Origin of the sequence: uncultured Roseovarius sp. (assembly GCF_947489715.1) — a bacterium.
Taxonomy (GTDB): domain Bacteria; phylum Pseudomonadota; class Alphaproteobacteria; order Rhodobacterales; family Rhodobacteraceae; genus Roseovarius.
The window spans coordinates 230,128-246,838 of record NZ_CANLER010000004.1; the positions used below are offsets into that span (position 1 = coordinate 230,128).

The 16,711-nt window shown below is 58.2% G+C and carries 18 protein-coding genes; 4 read left to right on the forward strand and 14 right to left on the reverse strand.

Annotated features, from left to right (window positions below):
* Positions 1-71 precede the first annotated feature (71 nt).
* The 5 genes from Q1B27_RS12855 to Q1B27_RS12875 form a co-directional block, all read right to left on the reverse strand.
* Entirely contained in the window at positions 72-239 is a 168-nt protein-coding gene (locus Q1B27_RS12855) for a hypothetical protein (RefSeq protein WP_299848150.1), read from the reverse strand.
* A 78-nt stretch (positions 240-317) separates the two neighbouring features.
* Complete coding sequence (locus Q1B27_RS12860; protein ID WP_299848152.1) at positions 318-1,724, reverse strand: heme peroxidase family protein; 1,407 nt, start codon at positions 1,722-1,724, stop codon at positions 318-320.
* Positions 1,725-1,881: 157 nt separating this feature from the next.
* The gene (gene phbB / locus Q1B27_RS12865; protein ID WP_299848154.1) at positions 1,882-2,604 is read right to left on the reverse strand and encodes an acetoacetyl-CoA reductase; all 723 of its coding nucleotides are present in this window, start codon (positions 2,602-2,604) and stop codon (positions 1,882-1,884) included.
* A 187-nt stretch (positions 2,605-2,791) separates the two neighbouring features.
* A complete protein-coding gene (locus Q1B27_RS12870; RefSeq protein WP_299848157.1) occupies positions 2,792-3,967 on the reverse strand; it encodes an acetyl-CoA C-acetyltransferase in 1,176 nt (391 codons plus the stop codon).
* A 135-nt stretch (positions 3,968-4,102) separates the two neighbouring features.
* A complete protein-coding gene (locus tag Q1B27_RS12875) occupies positions 4,103-4,939 on the reverse strand; it encodes an EAL domain-containing protein (protein WP_299848159.1) in 837 nt (278 codons plus the stop codon).
* A gap of 109 nt (positions 4,940-5,048) precedes the next feature.
* Here Q1B27_RS12875 and Q1B27_RS12880 point away from each other — a divergent pair, with 109 nt between their 5' ends.
* Together Q1B27_RS12880 and Q1B27_RS12885 are read left to right on the forward strand one after the other, a co-directional pair.
* Entirely contained in the window at positions 5,049-5,621 is a 573-nt protein-coding gene (locus Q1B27_RS12880; RefSeq protein WP_299848161.1) for a DNA-3-methyladenine glycosylase I, read from the forward strand.
* Between the two features lie 196 nt (positions 5,622-5,817).
* Positions 5,818-6,726, forward strand: coding sequence for a DMT family transporter (locus tag Q1B27_RS12885; RefSeq protein ID WP_299848162.1), 909 nt, complete (start codon positions 5,818-5,820; stop codon positions 6,724-6,726).
* 82 nt (positions 6,727-6,808) lie between these two features.
* On the opposite strand, the gene Q1B27_RS12890 is transcribed toward Q1B27_RS12885, so the two are convergent.
* Together Q1B27_RS12890 and Q1B27_RS12895 are read right to left on the reverse strand one after the other, a co-directional pair.
* Entirely contained in the window at positions 6,809-7,072 is a 264-nt protein-coding gene (locus Q1B27_RS12890; protein ID WP_299848163.1) for a succinate dehydrogenase assembly factor 2, read from the reverse strand.
* Complete coding sequence (locus tag Q1B27_RS12895; protein ID WP_299848165.1) at positions 7,065-7,469, reverse strand: helix-turn-helix transcriptional regulator; 405 nt, start codon at positions 7,467-7,469, stop codon at positions 7,065-7,067. The genes Q1B27_RS12890 and Q1B27_RS12895 overlap by 8 nt, the downstream gene beginning before the upstream one ends.
* A gap of 87 nt (positions 7,470-7,556) precedes the next feature.
* On the opposite strand from Q1B27_RS12895, the gene Q1B27_RS12900 reads away from it, so the two are divergent.
* Complete coding sequence (locus tag Q1B27_RS12900) at positions 7,557-8,759, forward strand: pyridoxal phosphate-dependent aminotransferase (protein WP_299848167.1); 1,203 nt, start codon at positions 7,557-7,559, stop codon at positions 8,757-8,759.
* A 201-nt stretch (positions 8,760-8,960) separates the two neighbouring features.
* On the forward strand, positions 8,961-9,368 hold the full coding sequence (locus tag Q1B27_RS12905; protein WP_299848169.1) for a hypothetical protein: 408 nt from the start codon (positions 8,961-8,963) through the stop codon (positions 9,366-9,368).
* Between the two features lie 38 nt (positions 9,369-9,406).
* Here Q1B27_RS12905 and Q1B27_RS12910 read toward each other — a convergent pair whose 3' ends face one another.
* The 7 genes from Q1B27_RS12910 to trpA all read right to left on the reverse strand — a co-directional run bounded on the left by Q1B27_RS12910 (position 9,407) and on the right by trpA (position 16,705).
* The gene (locus Q1B27_RS12910; protein WP_299848171.1) at positions 9,407-9,781 is read right to left on the reverse strand and encodes a DUF2237 domain-containing protein; all 375 of its coding nucleotides are present in this window, start codon (positions 9,779-9,781) and stop codon (positions 9,407-9,409) included.
* Between the two features lie 33 nt (positions 9,782-9,814).
* Positions 9,815-10,978 (reverse strand): serine hydrolase, encoded by a 1,164-nt coding sequence (locus tag Q1B27_RS12915; RefSeq protein ID WP_299848173.1) that lies wholly within the window; start codon positions 10,976-10,978, stop codon positions 9,815-9,817.
* A gap of 122 nt (positions 10,979-11,100) precedes the next feature.
* Positions 11,101-11,787: an aminoacyl-tRNA hydrolase gene (gene pth / locus Q1B27_RS12920; RefSeq protein ID WP_299848175.1), complete on the reverse strand. Its 687-nt coding sequence runs from the start codon at positions 11,785-11,787 to the stop codon at positions 11,101-11,103.
* A gap of 149 nt (positions 11,788-11,936) precedes the next feature.
* Positions 11,937-12,617: a 50S ribosomal protein L25/general stress protein Ctc gene (locus tag Q1B27_RS12925; protein WP_299848178.1), complete on the reverse strand. Its 681-nt coding sequence runs from the start codon at positions 12,615-12,617 to the stop codon at positions 11,937-11,939.
* Positions 12,618-12,790: 173 nt separating this feature from the next.
* Complete coding sequence (locus Q1B27_RS12930) at positions 12,791-14,530, reverse strand: di-heme-cytochrome C peroxidase (protein WP_299848180.1); 1,740 nt, start codon at positions 14,528-14,530, stop codon at positions 12,791-12,793.
* 100 nt (positions 14,531-14,630) lie between these two features.
* A complete protein-coding gene (locus Q1B27_RS12935; RefSeq protein WP_299848182.1) occupies positions 14,631-15,794 on the reverse strand; it encodes an alpha-hydroxy acid oxidase in 1,164 nt (387 codons plus the stop codon).
* A 119-nt stretch (positions 15,795-15,913) separates the two neighbouring features.
* Positions 15,914-16,705 carry a tryptophan synthase subunit alpha gene (gene trpA, locus Q1B27_RS12940; RefSeq protein WP_299848183.1) on the reverse strand — a complete coding sequence of 264 codons (792 nt, stop codon included), beginning with the start codon at positions 16,703-16,705 and terminating at the stop codon, positions 15,914-15,916.
* Between the last annotated feature and the right edge of the window lie 6 nt (positions 16,706-16,711).

The window sequence follows — 16,711 nt, forward strand, 5'->3', positions numbered from 1 at the left end:
TCCGAGTGATCGTTGCAAGCGTACTTGGAAATCGGAAAGGGCCGGTCGATCTGACTGGCCCTTTTCATGTTTCAGCTTTGCCTAATCGGAATAATACGCCCGGCAATCAGCCCTGAAATCTCCTCCCCGATCTCCTCACGTCTGCCTTCTGATGCAGTTAGATATTCATCGGACAGATCGGCGATACGGGCAGCGATCGGATTCGAAATCGACGGGCGTGGTGCGGTGTGGCCGTGCATGGGCCCCTTCCTGGGTTCAGGCAAAGAGGGCCCAAGCATAGCGCGCGAGGGTTAATGCCGAGTAAGTCCGGCAATCGATCAGGTGTAGGTTAGGATATGGCCGACAGTTGAAAGTTCGACATTCGCGTTGTCCGCGCGCGTGCCGGGCCGCCAGTTGCGGTTGCTGCCTAACCAGGAGCGACTATCCAGTTCAATCAGCCCGATGATGGTTTCGGCTACCATCGTTGCCCCCACGGGCCCCAGACCCTCGCCGGGTAAGCGGGTGCCATCAAGGTTTTCGCGCCCGATCAATTCAGCCTCTTTCAGAATGTAATACCAAAGCGGCGTTCCACCGTTGAGGGCCGGCTCTGCTGCGCGTGCCGCATCACTAACCTGTTCAATCTCGCTTTCCGGGCGTTCCAGTCTGCGCGCCACAGATTCTCCCGACGGTAACAAAAAGCTTTGACCGCGGATCATGTTGCGGGTCGCCAGCGATTGTCCATTTGGGTCGATCCGCGCGGGCAAGGCCAGCAGGTCGCTTGCCATGCTGGCGTCCATCCGTCCTGCGCGCTGCACATCACGCCCTTCGAAGGTTTCGAAAAGCTCATGGATATCTGCCACCGCGCGGGCGTCATTGACCGGGCTGAACCCTTTGCCCAGGACGGTCCCGAACAGTTCGAACCTGGACCCGCCTTGCTGGGTTTGCACTTTCATCGGCACCATGGCGTGGCCAAAACGATACCCCGCAACAGAGAATTCCACCGGGATATAAGCTTGATCGGATTTATAGTGCTGACGTCCCTCGGACAAAATACGACTAACGACGCCTTCGCCGCAGATATGCTTCAGGAAATCGTGCACCACGCACCATTGATAGTGCCACATGGTCAACCGGCGTGCCTCCTCATACAACGCCTTGCCTGCGTGATCGCCGGAAAGTTCGTCGCACAGTTTATTGTGGAACCGGATCATCGCCAGTTGAATCTGGCTGACGATCCGATTCTCGTCGTTGCGGAAATCGCCGATCAAAGCCACATCGCCGACCCGGGCCAGATCATCTGCGGCATGCGGGCCGCCTCCGATATCAGCGCCGGTGATCAGTTTGACTCCCTTGAAGCTGCCTGAGGCATGATACAAATAAGGCTGTGCCTCGGGGCCCATGCCATAGATGCAATCAAGGTCCAGCGTTGGCGTGCGCGCATTGCGCGTCTCATGTGCCGAGTTGACTGTATCAAGGCTGGTTGTGACATCCAGGGTGATATCGTGATCGACGAACTGACCGAAGAAAACGAAACCGACGGGAACTGTCTGCGCTGTGGTGCCCGTTGCGCCACCATCCATTGGCCCGTTTGGTGCGCCTAGTCGGTCGAGTGTTCTGGGATCCGTAAAGAGTGGTGGAAGGTCTTCGAACAATCGTCCGAAACGATCACCGCGGTGATGATGATGGCTGCGATTGCAATAAGCGTCCAGGCCGATGAATTCGCTTTGACCGTGAGGTGCTGGCATTGGAAAGTCCTTTCAAAAAATAGATTGAATGCCCGCGATAGTAGTTTGAATGAACGGCGCTCTTCTAGTGCGGTATTCCTTACCAAGGAGAGGATTTAACCGCGCACGAAAAAGGCCGCCCCGGAGGACGGCCTAATGCATAGAAAGCTCTTTTTGGTCAGACGAAGAACTGGGCGCCGTTGGCCGAGATGGTCGATCCGTTTACAAAGCCCGCATCATCGGAGGCCAGGAAGGCCACGCAGCGCGCGATCTCTTCGGGTTCGCCCAGACGACCCGCCGGAATCTGACCGATGATCGATTCACGGACTTTTTCAGGCACTGCCATAACCATTTCGGTGGCGATATACCCAGGGCAGACCGCATTGGCGGTGATGCCTGCGCGGGCGCCTTCCTGGGCCAGCGATTTGACGATACCCAGATCACCAGCCTTGGTGGCGGCATAGTTGACTTGCGCGAATTGGCCTTTCTGGCCGTTGATCGAGCTGATCACGATAATGCGGCCGAATTTGCGTTCGCGCATGCCGGGCCAGACCGGGTGCACAGTGTTGAAAACACCGGTTAGGTTAGTATCGATTACTTGATGCCACTGTTCGGGCGTCATTTTGTGGAAAGGCGCGTCGCGGGTGATACCTGCGTTGGCCACAACCACATCAATCGGGCCGACTTCTTCTTCGACTTTGGCAATACCCGCGGCGCTTTCGTCATAGTCCGCCACGTTCCATTTGTAGGTCTTGATGCCGGTTTCGCCGGTGAAGGCAGCAGCGGCTTCGTCATTGCCGGCATAAGTGGCAGCAACGTTGTAGCCTTCGGCCTTGAGTGCTTTGGAAATGGCCGCGCCGATGCCGCGCGATCCGCCGGTGACGAGTGCTGTTCGTGCCATGGTGTCCTCCAGTTTGGCAAAATGTGTTGGTAACTCTGTTACTATTCAGGATCGGGATGCGCAATATTATTGCGCGAACAATTTGCCGCAGCGCAGCTTAAAATTGCCACCATGCGGCGTATCTCTGTTTAGAAAGCTTGGGGGCACCTTGATGGCACCCCCGGTTTTCGTACGAATCGTTCAGAAATCAGGGGCGTTCGACGCAGAGGGCGACACCCATGCCGCCGCCGATGCACAACGTCGCCAGACCTTTTTTGGCGTCGCGGCGCTTCATTTCGAAAAGCAGTGTGTTCAGAACCCGGCAACCCGAAGCGCCGATTGGGTGGCCGATGGCAATCGCACCACCGTTCACGTTCACGATGTCGGGATTCCAGCCCATGTCCTTGTTCACGGCACAGGCTTGCGCGGCAAAGGCTTCGTTGGCTTCAACCAGGTCCAGATCATCGACTGACCATCCCGCCTTGTCCAATGCCTTGCGGCTGGCATAGATCGGGCCCACGCCCATGACCGCCGGATCAAGACCGGCAGTAGCGTAGGAGGCGATGCGGGCGAGTGGCTCAATCCCGCGCTTTTCGGCTTCATCCGCGCTCATCAGCAGTGTGGCGGCAGCACCGTCGTTCAATCCCGAGGCGTTGGCGGCTGTGACGCTGCCATCCTTGGTGAAAGCAGGGCGCATCTTTTGCATGGTTTCGATATTGGCGCCGTGGCGGATATATTCATCAGCATCGACAACGATATCGCCCTTGCGGGTCTTGACGGTGAAGGCTGCAATCTCATCCTGGAACTTACCGGCCTTCTGCGCGGCCTCGGCCTTGTTCTGCGACGCGACGGCGAATTCGTCCTGAGCCTCGCGGCTGATCTGCCATTTTTCGGCGACGTTTTCAGCGGTCTGGCCCATATGGTAGCCGTTGAAGGCATCCCACAGGCCATCGCGGATCATCGAGTCGATGTATTTCACATCGCCCATTTTGTGGCCCGCGCGTAGGTGGGCGACATGGGGGCTGAGTGTCATGTTTTCCTGACCACCGGCGGCCACGATGTTGGCGTCACCCAATTGGATATGCTGGGCGCCAAGTGCGACCGAGCGAAGGCCTGACCCGCAGACCTGATTGATGCTCCAGGCGGCACTTTCCTGGGGCAGACCGGCATTGATATGGGCCTGACGGGCAGGGTTCTGGCCCTGGCCTGCGGTCAGGACCTGACCCAGAATGGTCTCGGATACTTCCGATTTGTCGATACCGGCGCGTTCGACGACGGCCTCAAGGACGGCTGCGCCCAGATCGTGGGCGGGCGTGTTGGCGAACGAGCCGCCAAAGGATCCGACCGCGGTACGGGCCGCGGATGCAATTACTACGTTGGTCAATGATTTTCCTCCACCAGGCGGTTGCAAAGCGCACGGGAGTAAACGCGGCACTTGTCTGTGGCCGCTGAAAACCCCCGCATCTCCTGGTTGTCATACCGCAGGTGTCGGAGGGCAGCAACCGCAGGTTTGCGACAGTCAGGCGGAGGCTTGCGCCAGACCTTTATCAAGCCAGGGAGGATTTACTGTTGGGGCACCGAAATAGTAACCTTGAAGACAGTCGATCCCCATATGGGTCAGAAAATCGGCGTCTTCGGGCTGTTCAACGCTTTCAGCCACGGTCAGCATGTCAAATTGTTCTGCAATGGATGCCAGCGCCGCTGTCAGAATCTGGTTGTCTGCATCGCGCGCTATCCCACGAATGAACTGGCCATCAATCTTCAGGATGTCAAAGAAGAAGTCTTTTAGATATCTGAAGCTTGTGTAGCCTGCGCCAAAATCGTCAAGGGCAAAGCTGATGCCCTTTTGTTGCAGTTCGCTCATGAAACCGACCACCAGTTCCGGCACAAGCATGGCGGAACTTTCGGTGATTTCCAGGATCAGACGTTCAGCCAGGGTTGAGTCTTTTGCCAGACCACGTTTGAGGATACGCCCCCAGCGGCTATACCCAATCGACCGTGCGGACATATTGATCGACAGACGCAGATCAGGGTGCTCTGACAGGGTGTTGATGCCTTTTTCCAACGCAAGACAGTCAATCACGCGTCCGGTTTCAGTTGTCTCGATCGCGCCAATGAAATCGCATGCAGGAATGATGCGACCGGTTTCGTCAAGGATGCGGATCAACCCCTCGTAGAAAGCAGGTTTGCTTTGGCGTGTTGCGGGCACAACTGATTGAAAAGCCAGCATAACCTGCTTGTGCTTGACCGCCTGATTCACCATGTCGATCACGGTGCGGTCGCGTGCAGTCACCGCGTAGGAAAGCGGGTTGTCATGCCCGGCCGGGATATCGGCCCAAGTGGATGTATGTTCCATAGAGGTCTCCGGAATCACTTGGTTCACAGGCTGCGACATTCGCGCTAATGATGCGTTAAACGGCTGATTTGAAACATTTTGGCGCGAACTCAAATTTCCAGGAGACATGATGACAGAGAGATGCGGTTGGGTGGGCAGCGAGGAAATCTATATCGCCTACCACGATACGGAATGGGGCGTGCCGGAATATGATAGCCGTGCGTTGTGGGAAAAACTGATTCTCGACGGGTTTCAGGCCGGGCTGAGCTGGATCACGATCTTGAAAAAGAGAGATAATTTTCGCGAGGCTTTTCAGGGCTTTGACCCGAATGTTATCGCCGATTGGGGTGAGGATGAGGTGGCGCGACTGCTGGAGAATCCAGGCATCATCAGGCACCGTGGAAAGATCGAGGCGACAATCGCAAATGCTATCGCATGGCAGAAGATCGAAGCCGAAACAGGGTTTGACAAATACCTCTGGGATTATGTCGGTGGTCACCCGCTTCAAAACAGCTTTGCGACGCTTGCGGACGTGCCTGCAAAGACCGAATTATCAGAAAAAATTTCGAAGGATTTGAAGAAAAGAGGGTTCAAATTTTGCGGACCGACAATTGTCTATGCCTTCATGCAAGCCTGTGGGCTGGTCAATGACCACCTGATAACGTGTCCCTGCCGCGAAAAAGTGGCACGGATGGCGCGCTAGGCGATATCGGAGTTTCGTAAACTACGTACGTTTTGTACGTGGGTTTCGTACGGTTCACGTGCTGCGACCGATGCGCGACCTTTGATCAGCCCGCACTGTGCTGCCGAAGCCATCGGATTGAACGGATTGCCCCGCTCACCAGAATAGGACAGAACGTTGGGAGCCGACGCGTGACGGCCAAACTTTGGGGGCCTGCATGGCACGATCCGACAATCTGACCGGTGCGCTGCTGATGATGGCCTCGATGGCGGCCTTTACCCTCAATGATACGATGATGAAAATGCTGGCTGGTGAGATACCGCTGTTTCAGCTGCTGTTCCTACGCGGTGTGATCACGACGATTACTGTGGGGGGCATGGCCTGGAAGATGCAGGCATTGACCTTGCGGCTGCCCGCCCGTGATCTGTTTTTCATCGGCCTGCGCACCGTGGCCGAGATCGGGGCGGCCTATTTCTTTCTGACCGCGCTGTTCAACATGCCGCTAGCCAATGTGACCGCGATCTTGCAGGCGCTGCCGCTGACCATCTCGCTGATGGCTGCTCTTGTCTTCAAAGAGGCGATTGGCTGGCGCCGTTTGTCGGCGATCCTGGTCGGATTTGTCGGAGTATTGCTGATCGTGCGACCCGGAGCCGAAGGATTCAACAGCTATTCGCTATACGGGTTGGCGGCGGTGGCCTTTGTCACGCTGCGCGATCTGACCACGCGAAAACTGTCGGCGCAAACGCCGTCGATGCTGGTCACGTGGGTCACCTCTATCGCGATCATGGTGGTGTTCGGACTCGCCAGTCTAAACCGGGACTGGGTGGCGATGGACCTGAGGGCAGGGGCGCTGACGCTGGGCGCATCGTTGATGATCATTGGCGGCTATCTGTTTTCGGTCATGGTGATGCGTGTGGGTGAAATCAGCTTTGTGGCACCCTTCCGCTATACCGGTCTGATCTGGGCGCTGGTGCTGGGCTGGCTGGTCTTTGGCGAATGGCCGGATGCGGTCACGCTGACCGGTGCGGCGATTGTCGTGGGCAGCGGGCTTTTCATGCTTTATCGCGAAGCGCAGCTTGGCCGGAAATTGCGGCGCATGCCCACGTCGCATGGGCCAAAGCCATAGACAGCACCGATTGTGACGCAGCATCAGTCAACTGGCCGGGTTGGTGCGGGTGCCCGCCCGATCCGGTGCCATAGAGCTTTGGTTACTTGGGGGCCAGCGCGGTGTCGGAAATATCCGCTAACAGCGCGGTAAAGCGATGGGGGGCGGGAACCTGTCCCGTCACCCATTGATAGAGATCCTGATCGTTTTCCGACAATAGCGCATCGTAATCGTCAAGCTGCGCGGCATCCAGATGCGCCAGCCGGGCTTCGGCATAGCGACTGAGGATGATATCCATCTCTTTGATGCCGCGCCGCATCGACCGCATGTGCAGACGTTTCAGGCGCGTCTGCCGGTCTTCAGTCAACCGGTTCTGCCCTGAGCATGTCACGTACGCTGTCTTCGAGACGGGCCAGACGCCCGGACGAAGTTGCCAGTTGGGCGCGGACATCGTGGATTTCCGCCAGGACACTGACCGCATCCTGCGATAGCCAGCCTCTTTCGCCCGGGGCAAGAGGGCCATCGCCTTCGCCGGTCAAAAGCCAAGGCAAAGACACATTCAAAAGCCCTGCCATCATCGACAGTTTGTTGGCGCGCGGTTCCGATAGGTCGTCTTCCCACGCTTTGAGGGTTTTGACCTTGATACCCATACGCTTTGACAACTCTGCCTGAGTCATCCCAGCCTGCTCACGGGCCCCTGCCACGCGGTCACCAAAGGTTGTGGCTTGGGGGTCAAACCAATGTTCGGTGCTTTCGGCGTTCATAAAATCTTCCTTTCCTGCGATCCTGCTTGATCCGTCTTCGCGCGCAACCTAAGAGGTGCGTATACTCTTTACAAACCGGAGGCCCCGATGAACCTGCTTTCCGCGACACTATCACGCGTCAAACCGTCGCCGACCATTGCCGTATCGACCAAGGCCAACGAAATGAAAGCCGCCGGCGAGGACGTCATCGGCCTGGGTGCGGGCGAGCCGGATTTCGACACGCCGGACAATATCAAGGCCGCCGGTATCCGCGCCATCGAAGAGGGCAAAACCAAATACACGGCCCCGGATGGCATTCCTGAGTTGAAACAAGCGATTTGCACCAAGTTCAAACGTGAAAACGGGCTGGACTATGTGCCAGCGCAGGTCAGTGTGGGTACAGGTGGTAAACAAATCCTTTACAACGCCCTGATGGCGACGCTGAATCCGGGCGATGAAGTGGTGATCCCGGCGCCTTATTGGGTAAGTTACCCCGATATGGTGCTGCTGGCCGGGGGTGAGCCGGTTATTGCCGAAGCGTCGATGCAGACGGGTTACAAACTGACCCCTGATCAGCTTGAAGCGGCGATTACACCCAAAACCAAGTGGTTCATCTTCAACTCTCCGTCGAATCCGACCGGTGCGGGCTATAGCTGGGATGAGCTGAAGGCGCTGACCGACGTATTGTTGCGTCATCCCCATGTCATGATCATGACCGATGACATGTACGAGCATCTGGCCTATGGCGATTTCGAATTCTGCACACCGGCACAGGTCGAACCGCAGCTTTATGATCGCACGCTGACCTGCAATGGCGTCAGCAAGGCCTATGCCATGACCGGCTGGCGGATCGGCTATGCGGCGGGCCCGGAGAAGCTGATCGCGGCGATGCGCAAGATCCAGTCGCAAAGCACGTCGAACCCGTCGTCCATCAGCCAATGGGCAGCGGTTGAGGCGCTGAACGGTACGCAGGATTTCCTGGCGTCGAATAACGAGGTTTTCGTACGCCGCCGCGATCTGGTGGTGAAGATGCTGAACGAGGCCGAAGGGATCGTTTGCCCCACGCCCGAGGGGGCGTTCTATGTCTATCCGTCCATCGCGGATTTGATCGGCAAGACCAGCCCGCGCGGCACGGTCATTGAAAATGACGAGGCGTTTGCGACGGCGCTTCTGGAGGAAACCGGTGTGGCGGTCGTCTTTGGCGCGGCCTTCGGGCTTTCGCCGAATTTCCGGGTCAGCTATGCGACCTCGGATGAGGCTTTGAAAGAAGCCTGCACGCGGATCCAGAAATTCTGCGCCAGCCTGACATAGGCCAGATTTGTTCTACTTAATGCTATGAAAGAGGGTTCTTCGGGGCCCTCTTTTTGCATGGTGAGTACCCGGCATGAGCGTGCCTTCTTTGGCGAATGGCTTTTCTGTGTTGGCAGGGCTTTCCCCCTCCCGGTCGCTCGGCTACGTTACCCGCAACGCAGCACAAGAAGGACTGCGCAAGCTGGACAAGGAGGGCGCCCTATGGCCGGGGATCTGCCGGAATACTATTTCAGGGTGCGCGAAAACGGTGCCTTTGTCTTTCGGGTGGATACCGAGAACCGGCAGCGCCGGATCGACATGGACCAGATCGCGGTGGTCAATATCCGCAAGGGCGAAATCAAACCTCATGGCGAACGTGAGCTGAGCTCGCGCGATCTGGAGGTGATCGAGGAGTGGATGGCCGAGCGGCTGGAATTGGTGGAATATCGCGATATTGACGATATTCACCGGGCGGTTGATTACCTGAACACCACGACGCATTGGGTGCAATCGAAAGCAACGGACGAACAGTTGGAAGAGGTGACCGACGCGCTTTTGCTGGCGATGCACGATCTGCGAACGGTTCTGGTCCGCAAGAAAGCAGACCGGCTGTTATCGGACGAAAGTTGACCGGATGATCCGCTAGCGGTGCGTTTGCCTTGCGGTCGTCATGCCGGGGCGTGTTGTTGCAGGATATTCAGCGGGACGATGTCGAGCGCGCGTTCATGGGTGGCCTCCAGCCGAACCTGCGGGGCGCACCCTTCGTCATGGGCCTGAAGGAACCGCGCGGCGCACAGGCACCATTGATCGCCGGGTTTGAGGCCGGGAAATCCGAATTGGGCATGGGGCGTGCTGAGATCATTGCCAACGTATTTCGAGAAGGCCAGAAATTCGGCCGTCATCAGCGCGCAGACCGTATGGCTTCCGCGATCCTCGGTGCAGGTATTGCAATGCCCGTCGCGGAAAAATCCTGTGATCGGATCGTCTGAACAGCTTTCCAGCGTTCCGCCAAGCACGTTTATCGCCGGTTCTTTCTGGGTCATCAGGCAACTCCTTTGGGGATCAGCCTAGCGTCCTCATAACGCTTCGGCAATCGTGCGAAACATCGCGACGTTGCTGTCACTCACACCGCTTTCACGAAACAGCCGGTCGGCGGCGGTGGTGACGATCACCACATCGCGGATCTGGTCGATATAGATATATTGCCCATAAATCCCGCGGGCCATGAACACGCCATCGGAGGCCCCTTTGGGAATCCACCACTGATAGCCATAGCCGATCTTGTCGGGCTTGGTCGGGGCGCTGGCGATGGTCGAGGCCGCAATCCAGTCCGCCGGCACGATCTGTTGCCCCTGCCAGTGCCCTCCCTGCGCCACCATCTGTCCGAACCGGGCGTAATCCCGCGTTGTTAGGTTCAGCCCGCCCAGGGCAAAGGCCACCCCGCGCCCGTCGGCCAGATAATACGGCTCTGCCTCCAACCCCAGGGGCGCGATCACCTTTTCGGACATCAGTTCGGGGATATTTCGCCCGGTTGCGCCGCGGATCACCATGCTCAATACATGCGTGTCGATCGAGACATATTTCCATTCCGTGCCAGGTTCGGCATTGCGTGCTTTTAGTTCGGCGGCAAACCCGTCCATCGACCCGCCAAGGGCCAGAACCCGACCCATCTTGTTGATGTCGGAATGATAATCCAGATAGTCCTCGTCAAACGTGACACCGCTGGTCATCTGCAACACATTGCGGATACTTGCCCCGTCATAGGCGCTACCTTTCAGCGCTGGAGCATAACGGGTGACCGGGTCGTCCAATGATGCGATGACCCCCTCGGCTTGAACAATCCCAAAGAGGGCAGACAAGAAGCTTTTTGCCATCGACCATCCGATCCGCCGATCCTCGGGCGCGGTGTCAAGATAGTAGCTTTCATGTACAATCTTGCCGTTTTTCAGCACCAGTAGCGACGTCACGGAACGGTCGCGCACCCAATCCGCAGTGCTCTCGGGCAAGGTCATTTCAGCCCCACGGGGCAGGGGGCTAACCGGCCCGTCGCCGCGTGCAACGCCAAGCGTCAGAAACGCCCGGTCCATATGTGAGAAATTGCTGACGATCTTGCCTTCGGAGAAGAGCGAGTTCACGGCCATGAGCCGTGTGATCTCTTCCCGTTTCCAGAGGCCGATCACCAGTGCCGCAAGCACCAGTGCCAGCGCGGCGCGGCCCAGCCATTTCAGAAGTCGTCGCAATTCTGCCCCTTGTCCTTGCCGGTCGGAAAACACCTATTTCGACATCAGGCAAGACTACCCCGCCGCATGAAAACTTAACAGGGTGACGCGGCGGTTTCCCACGCAGGTTTTTCCAATTGGTGTCAGCGAAACTTGTCGAGCAAGCGCTGCATCGGGTTGCGCGTGTCTTCGGGTTCCACCTCGGGCTGGGGCGCGGGTTTTGCATCGGGCTTCGGTTGGGGTTTTGAGGTCGAGGAGCGGGCCGGGGCGACGCGCTGTGCCACCGCGTTCTGAAACCGGTCATTCGCCCCCTCGGCCAGATGCACGGCACCGTCGCCAATGCCGCGCAGCAGGTCGTCCAGCCAATCGGCATCGGCCTTGGCAAAGTCCTGCAAAACGTAATGCGGCACCAGTTCCTTGCGACCGGGATGGCCAACGCCCAGCCGGACCCGCTGATAGGTGTCGCCGATATGCTGGTGGACCGAGCGCAGGCCGTTATGCCCGGCATGGCCGCCGCCCTGCTTGACGCGCAGCTTACCGGGGGCGAGGTCGATTTCGTCATGAATGACGGTGACATCCTCAGACGTCAGCTTGTAAAAGCGCATGGCTTCGCCCACCGACTGACCGCTGAGGTTCATGAAGGTTTCGGGCTTGAGCAGCAGCACCTTTTCCCGGCCAAGGCGGCCCTCGGAAATCTGCCCCTGAAATTTGGTCTTCCACGGGCCAAAGCCATGATCATCGGCAATCTGGTCAACCGCCATGAAGCCGATATTGTGGCGATTTTTCAGGTATTTGGGGCCAGGATTCCCCAGACCTACGATCAGTTGCATTGACGTTGCCCTATTTCTTACTGCCGGTGGTCTACGCGGGGCGCGCGTTGGAATCAATCGCCCGGTTTGGTCTGAGCAACCCGTTGCCACGAAAAACGCGGCCCTGATCGGGGCCGCGTTCTGAATGATTATGCAGTGAGGTCAGAGAGTTACTCTTCGCCGCCCTCGGCCTCTGCATCGCCCTCTTCGTCGTCACCAACGACGGGCACTTCGGCTGCATCTGTATCTTCTTCTTCGTCATCCGCAGATTTCAGAGCCGACGGCGCTACCGCGTTACAGATCACGAAGTCGCGGTCCGTGATGGTCAGCTTGGCACCGGCAGGGATTTCGATATCCGAGATGGTGATGGTATCGCCGATTTCTTCCAGTTTCGTCAGGTCGACGGTCAGCTGCTCGGGGATGTCACCGGCTGTCACGATCAGCTCAACCTCGTTCCGGATCACTGTCAGAACGCCACCTTTGCGGAGTGCCGGGCATTCCTCTTCGTTGATGAATTCGACATTGATAAAGAGGTTGATCTTGGTGGTCCGGCGCAGGCGCATCAGGTCCAGATGCGTTGGCAGGTCTTTGACGACATCGCGCTGAACGTCACGGCAGATCACACGTACATCGTCGTGGCCATCAACCTTGAGGTTGAAGAGCGTTGACTTGAAACGCCCTGCTTTCAATGACGTAAGCAGCTTGTTGAACGGAATATTGATCGGCAGCGGATCGACATCGCCCCCAAATACGATACCCGGAACCATGCCTTCGCGGCGTGCAGCACGAGCGGCGCCCTTGCCCGTCCCCGTGCGTTCCTGGGCGTGAAGATCAGGTACTTCTCCAGCCATGTTAATTCTCCATAGGTTAGGGTGGGGCTCCTCCAAGGCTGTAGCCCCACGTGAAGCCGCGCGTATAGACGAGATTGATAAGCTTGGAAAGGCTAAAAAACAGGCTGTTTCGCCCCTTTTTCCATGCGGGCCTGCCCGCCCCGATTGAGTAGACCGGGGCGGGCGTCTGTCAATCAGATCGACTTGAGATATTCAAGCAGGGCGCGCTTGTTTTCCTCGGACAGTGTCGTGCCATAGGGATGCCCGCAATTGCTGTTACCCGAGGCGTTATCGTCGCAACCGGTCAGCTTGATCTCATGGTCGAATACCGTTTGCTGTGTGGCCATGCCGACGGCTTCGATGTCATAGTTCGGGCCGGGTGTGTACGCGGTCACGCGATCCTCGGGCTTTTTCAGCAATTCAGCCAGGGAGGGCACCGAGCCGTTATGCAGGTAAGGGGCCGCGGCCCAGATGCCATCCAGCACGCGCGCCTCGTATTTGCATCCCGCAGACCCCGGTGCGCTTTCGGTCAAGTCGGTGTCGATCGGAAAGGCGCGGCGCAGTTCGTCGAACTCCTTCAGAAGCTGATCGTCGGTCATTTGATCAGGGCTTTCGGAGTTACCACGGGCCTCGGCCAGCCTTTCGTCGCTGAGGAAAGAGGCCGAATGCTGGATGATCGCGCCCAGAACGGATGTCGCCAGCACCTCGAACGCCGGCGCCTGGGCCGCAAGGCGTTTGCCGACAATCGGTATCTTGGCGCCCTCCAGCGATCCGGTTTTCACAATGCGGGTCAGGATCTGACATTCGCGCTGGTCGGTGCCGACATCAAGGATCGGCGTCGCATAGGTGGCTTTGAACGGTTGCCGCCATTTGCCTTTGCGTTTGCCGTGGCATTCGACACATCCGCCATTGGCCGCGGGCAGGTTGAAAATGGCCGCCCCCTGAAAGGCCAGCGCCTCGTCAAGTTCCCAGGGCCAGCGGGGCGCGCCGATGTCCCAAAGCCAGTCTTCGAGCAGTTTGAGACCTTCCCAGTTGGCCGAGTTGACCGAGACATAATCGCGGTTGAACAGAAGGCTTGATCTGGGTTGCGGGTGGAATTCGCCAAAGACGCCGTAAACCTCACCCAGATTGCGGGACAAGCCAAAGAGATCATTGCCATTCTCGGCAAATCCCGGCCATTGGGTGAAGTCCTGTTTCGCCGCGTTCCATAAGAAGGGATAGCGTGTCGGGGCGTCGGCCACAGCGATGTTTTCAGGGATCAGGTAATCATCACTTTCCGGTCCGATATCGAGGCCCGTCAGGCGGTTGAAAATCATCGAGACAGCATCAAGCCGCGCCGGACCCCAGGCGGGATCGGGCAGGGACCGGTCGATCAGGGTATGATAGCGGTTGCTCCAGATGATGACCTGTGCCTTGAGCGCTGTGACGCTTGAGGCGTCCGCCCCACCGCCAAGCACCTTTTCGGCAAAATCGTTGAAGACTTCCTCATCCGCCAGAAGCGCCAGAACAGCATCATCCAGATCCTTCAGGAAGCTTTGAAAATCAACGATGGCCGGGCCGCCATCAATGCGGTAGTTGGTGCCGTTCACGTCGATCTGGCGCGTGTGGCAGGCCGAACAGGTCATGCCCACCGCCATGTCCGCACCGGTGCCATTGGTTGTAAAGCCGACGGGCAGATCAGATTCACCACTGCCGGGTAGCGGCAGGTAGCCGTACCGTTCCAGCGACCCGTCCAGAAACGGCGTGCCATCGGTCTGGTTGAGCGCGCGCATCCAGGCGATCGGCATGATCCGCGAACCCTGATCCTGGATGTAATATTGCACGCGCAGATTTTGCGTCCATGAACTGCCTTGATCGACATAAACGGTCTGGGCCTGAACCGGCGCGGTGGCGAGCGCGAAAAATAACGCTCCGATCAATCGGGGAAATCCCATGTGAAACTCCAATGAAAAAACAATCGGAGTTCCATTATTGCAGCCTCTGGCTGCATTACCTAGGGCAAATCACAATCTGGGGTGTATTTGATCGCCTGGCCTATTGCCAGCGGTCGGAAAAATCCTTGGGGATCATGAGGATATCCTGATCCACCGTGCTGATATTGCGATGACCGCAGAAGGCCATGGACACGTCGAGTTCCTTGTGGATCACCTCAAGCGTCTTGGTCACGCCAGCCTCGCCCATCGCCCCCAGGCCGTAGACGAAGGCGCGGCCGATATACGTGCCCTTGGCCCCCATCGCGACCGCCTTGAGCACATCCTGACCCGAGCGGATGCCGCTGTCGAGATGCACTTCGATCTTGTCGCCCACCACATCCATGATCTGGGGCAGGGCGCGGATGGCCGACAGCGCCCCGTCCAGTTGCCGCCCGCCGTGGTTGGAGACGATGATAGCGTCGGCACCCACGTTCAAAGCCTCAAGCGCGTCGCGCGGGTCGATGATGCCCTTGATGATCAGCGGGCCATCCCACATCTTACGGAACTGGCGAATACGGTCCCAGTCGAGCGCTTCGTCAAACGCCTCGGCGGTCCACGTGCTGAGCGAGGAGGGATCGCTGACGCCCTTGGCGTGGCCCACGATATTACCGAAGAAACGCCGCTTGGTGCCCAACATGCCAAGGCCCCAATGCACCTTCGTCATCATGTTGGCGATGGACTTCACGGTCAGTTTGGGCGGGGCGGAAAGGCCGTTTTTCAAGTCTTTATGGCGTTGACCAAGGACTTGCAGATCCACCGTGATCACGGCGGCGGAACAATTCGCGGCCTTCGCGCGGTCAAAAAGCCGCTGCATGAAATCATCGTCCTTAAGCGTGTAGACCTGCATCCAGAAGGGTTTGGACGTATTCTCGGCCACGTCTTCGATCGAGCAGATCGACATGGTCGACAGCGTGAAGGGCACGCCGAAATTTTCCGCTGCCCTGGCCGCCTTGATCTCGCCATCGGCGCATTGCATGCCCGTCAGGCCCACGGGGGCCAACGCGACCGGCATCGACACGTCCTGTCCGATCACCTGGGTCGCGGTGCTGCGGTTCGACATATCGACCGCGATGCGCTGGCGCAAAAGTATCTCGCTGAAATCGCTGGTGTTTTCGCGGAATGTTTGCTCGGTCCAGCTGCCGCTTTCGCAATAGTCATAGAACATGCGTGGCGTGCGGCGCGCGTAGATGCGCTTGAGATCGTCAACACAGGTGATCACGGGCATGGTGGGGCTCTTTGCTTAAATTGGTTAGAATCTTTTACCAATTTGTGAAAGGGCTGTCCACTGCAAACGAAAAACCCCGCCGGATCGGGCGGGTTACATATCGTCGCAGGCCCAGGTTATCAAACGCTGTGGGCACCGTCCGCAAGGGATTTGACAAAGCTCAGAACCTCGCTGGCGGGCTTGCCCTGGGCAATCTGGCTGACGATGGCGCTGCCCACCACGGCGCCGTCGGCGACGCTGGCGATGGCACGGGATTTTTCCGGTGTGTTGATACCGAAACCGACGATCACGGGCAGATCTGTGGCGGCTTTGATCCGCGCGACTTCGGGGCCGACATCGGTGGCCTCGGCCTCGGCTGCGCCGGTGATGCCGGTGATCGAGACGTAGTAGACGAAGCCGCTGGTGTTTTGCAGCACCTTGGGCAGGCGCTTGTCGTCAGTGGTGGGGGTCGCCAGGCGGATGAAGTTGAGGCCAGCCGCCTGCGCGGGAATACACAGTTCCTCATCCTCTTCGGGGGGCAGGTCGACCACGATCAGCCCGTCAATGCCCGCGGCCTTGGCATCCGCCAGGAAGGTGTCGACCCCGCGATTGTAGATCGGGTTGTAATAGCCCATCAGCACGATCGGTGTCGTGTCGTCCTCCTTGCGGAATTCGGTTGCCATTTCCAGCGTACGTTGCAGCGTCATACCGGTCGCAAGCGCGCGCTGGCCGGCCAGTTGGATCGTCGGGCCATCGGCCATCGGATCGGTAAAGGGCAGGCCCAGTTCGATCACGTCGACGCCCGCGGCGGGCAGGCCTTTGACGATCTCAAGCGCGGTATCGTAATCCGGATCACCCGCCATGACATAGGAAACGAAGGCCTTTTTGCCAGCGGCTTTCAATTCAGCGAATTTGGCGTCGATGCGGGTCATGTGGGT

What these genes read in the sequence shown, in the direction of transcription:
- Q1B27_RS12855 (WP_299848150.1), bottom strand. Translation starts at nt 239, where the DNA reads ATGCACGGCCACACCGCACCACGCCCGTCGATTTCGAATCCGATCGCT.
- Q1B27_RS12860 (WP_299848152.1), bottom strand. Translation starts at nt 1,724, where the DNA reads ATGCCAGCACCTCACGGTCAAAGCGAATTCATCGGCCTGGACGCTTAT.
- phbB (WP_299848154.1), bottom strand. Translation starts at nt 2,604, where the DNA reads ATGGCACGAACAGCACTCGTCACCGGCGGATCGCGCGGCATCGGCGCG.
- Q1B27_RS12875 (WP_299848159.1), bottom strand. Translation starts at nt 4,939, where the DNA reads ATGGAACATACATCCACTTGGGCCGATATCCCGGCCGGGCATGACAAC.
- Q1B27_RS12880 (WP_299848161.1), top strand. Translation starts at nt 5,049, where the DNA reads ATGACAGAGAGATGCGGTTGGGTGGGCAGCGAGGAAATCTATATCGCC.
- Q1B27_RS12885 (WP_299848162.1), top strand. Translation starts at nt 5,818, where the DNA reads ATGGCACGATCCGACAATCTGACCGGTGCGCTGCTGATGATGGCCTCG.
- Q1B27_RS12895 (WP_299848165.1), bottom strand. Translation starts at nt 7,469, where the DNA reads ATGAACGCCGAAAGCACCGAACATTGGTTTGACCCCCAAGCCACAACC.
- Q1B27_RS12900 (WP_299848167.1), top strand. Translation starts at nt 7,557, where the DNA reads ATGAACCTGCTTTCCGCGACACTATCACGCGTCAAACCGTCGCCGACC.
- Q1B27_RS12905 (WP_299848169.1), top strand. Translation starts at nt 8,961, where the DNA reads ATGGCCGGGGATCTGCCGGAATACTATTTCAGGGTGCGCGAAAACGGT.
- Q1B27_RS12910 (WP_299848171.1), bottom strand. Translation starts at nt 9,781, where the DNA reads ATGACCCAGAAAGAACCGGCGATAAACGTGCTTGGCGGAACGCTGGAA.
- pth (WP_299848175.1), bottom strand. Translation starts at nt 11,787, where the DNA reads ATGCAACTGATCGTAGGTCTGGGGAATCCTGGCCCCAAATACCTGAAA.
- Q1B27_RS12925 (WP_299848178.1), bottom strand. Translation starts at nt 12,617, where the DNA reads ATGGCTGGAGAAGTACCTGATCTTCACGCCCAGGAACGCACGGGGACG.
- Q1B27_RS12930 (WP_299848180.1), bottom strand. Translation starts at nt 14,530, where the DNA reads ATGGGATTTCCCCGATTGATCGGAGCGTTATTTTTCGCGCTCGCCACC.
- Q1B27_RS12935 (WP_299848182.1), bottom strand. Translation starts at nt 15,794, where the DNA reads ATGCCCGTGATCACCTGTGTTGACGATCTCAAGCGCATCTACGCGCGC.
- trpA (WP_299848183.1), bottom strand. Translation starts at nt 16,705, where the DNA reads ATGACCCGCATCGACGCCAAATTCGCTGAATTGAAAGCCGCTGGCAAA.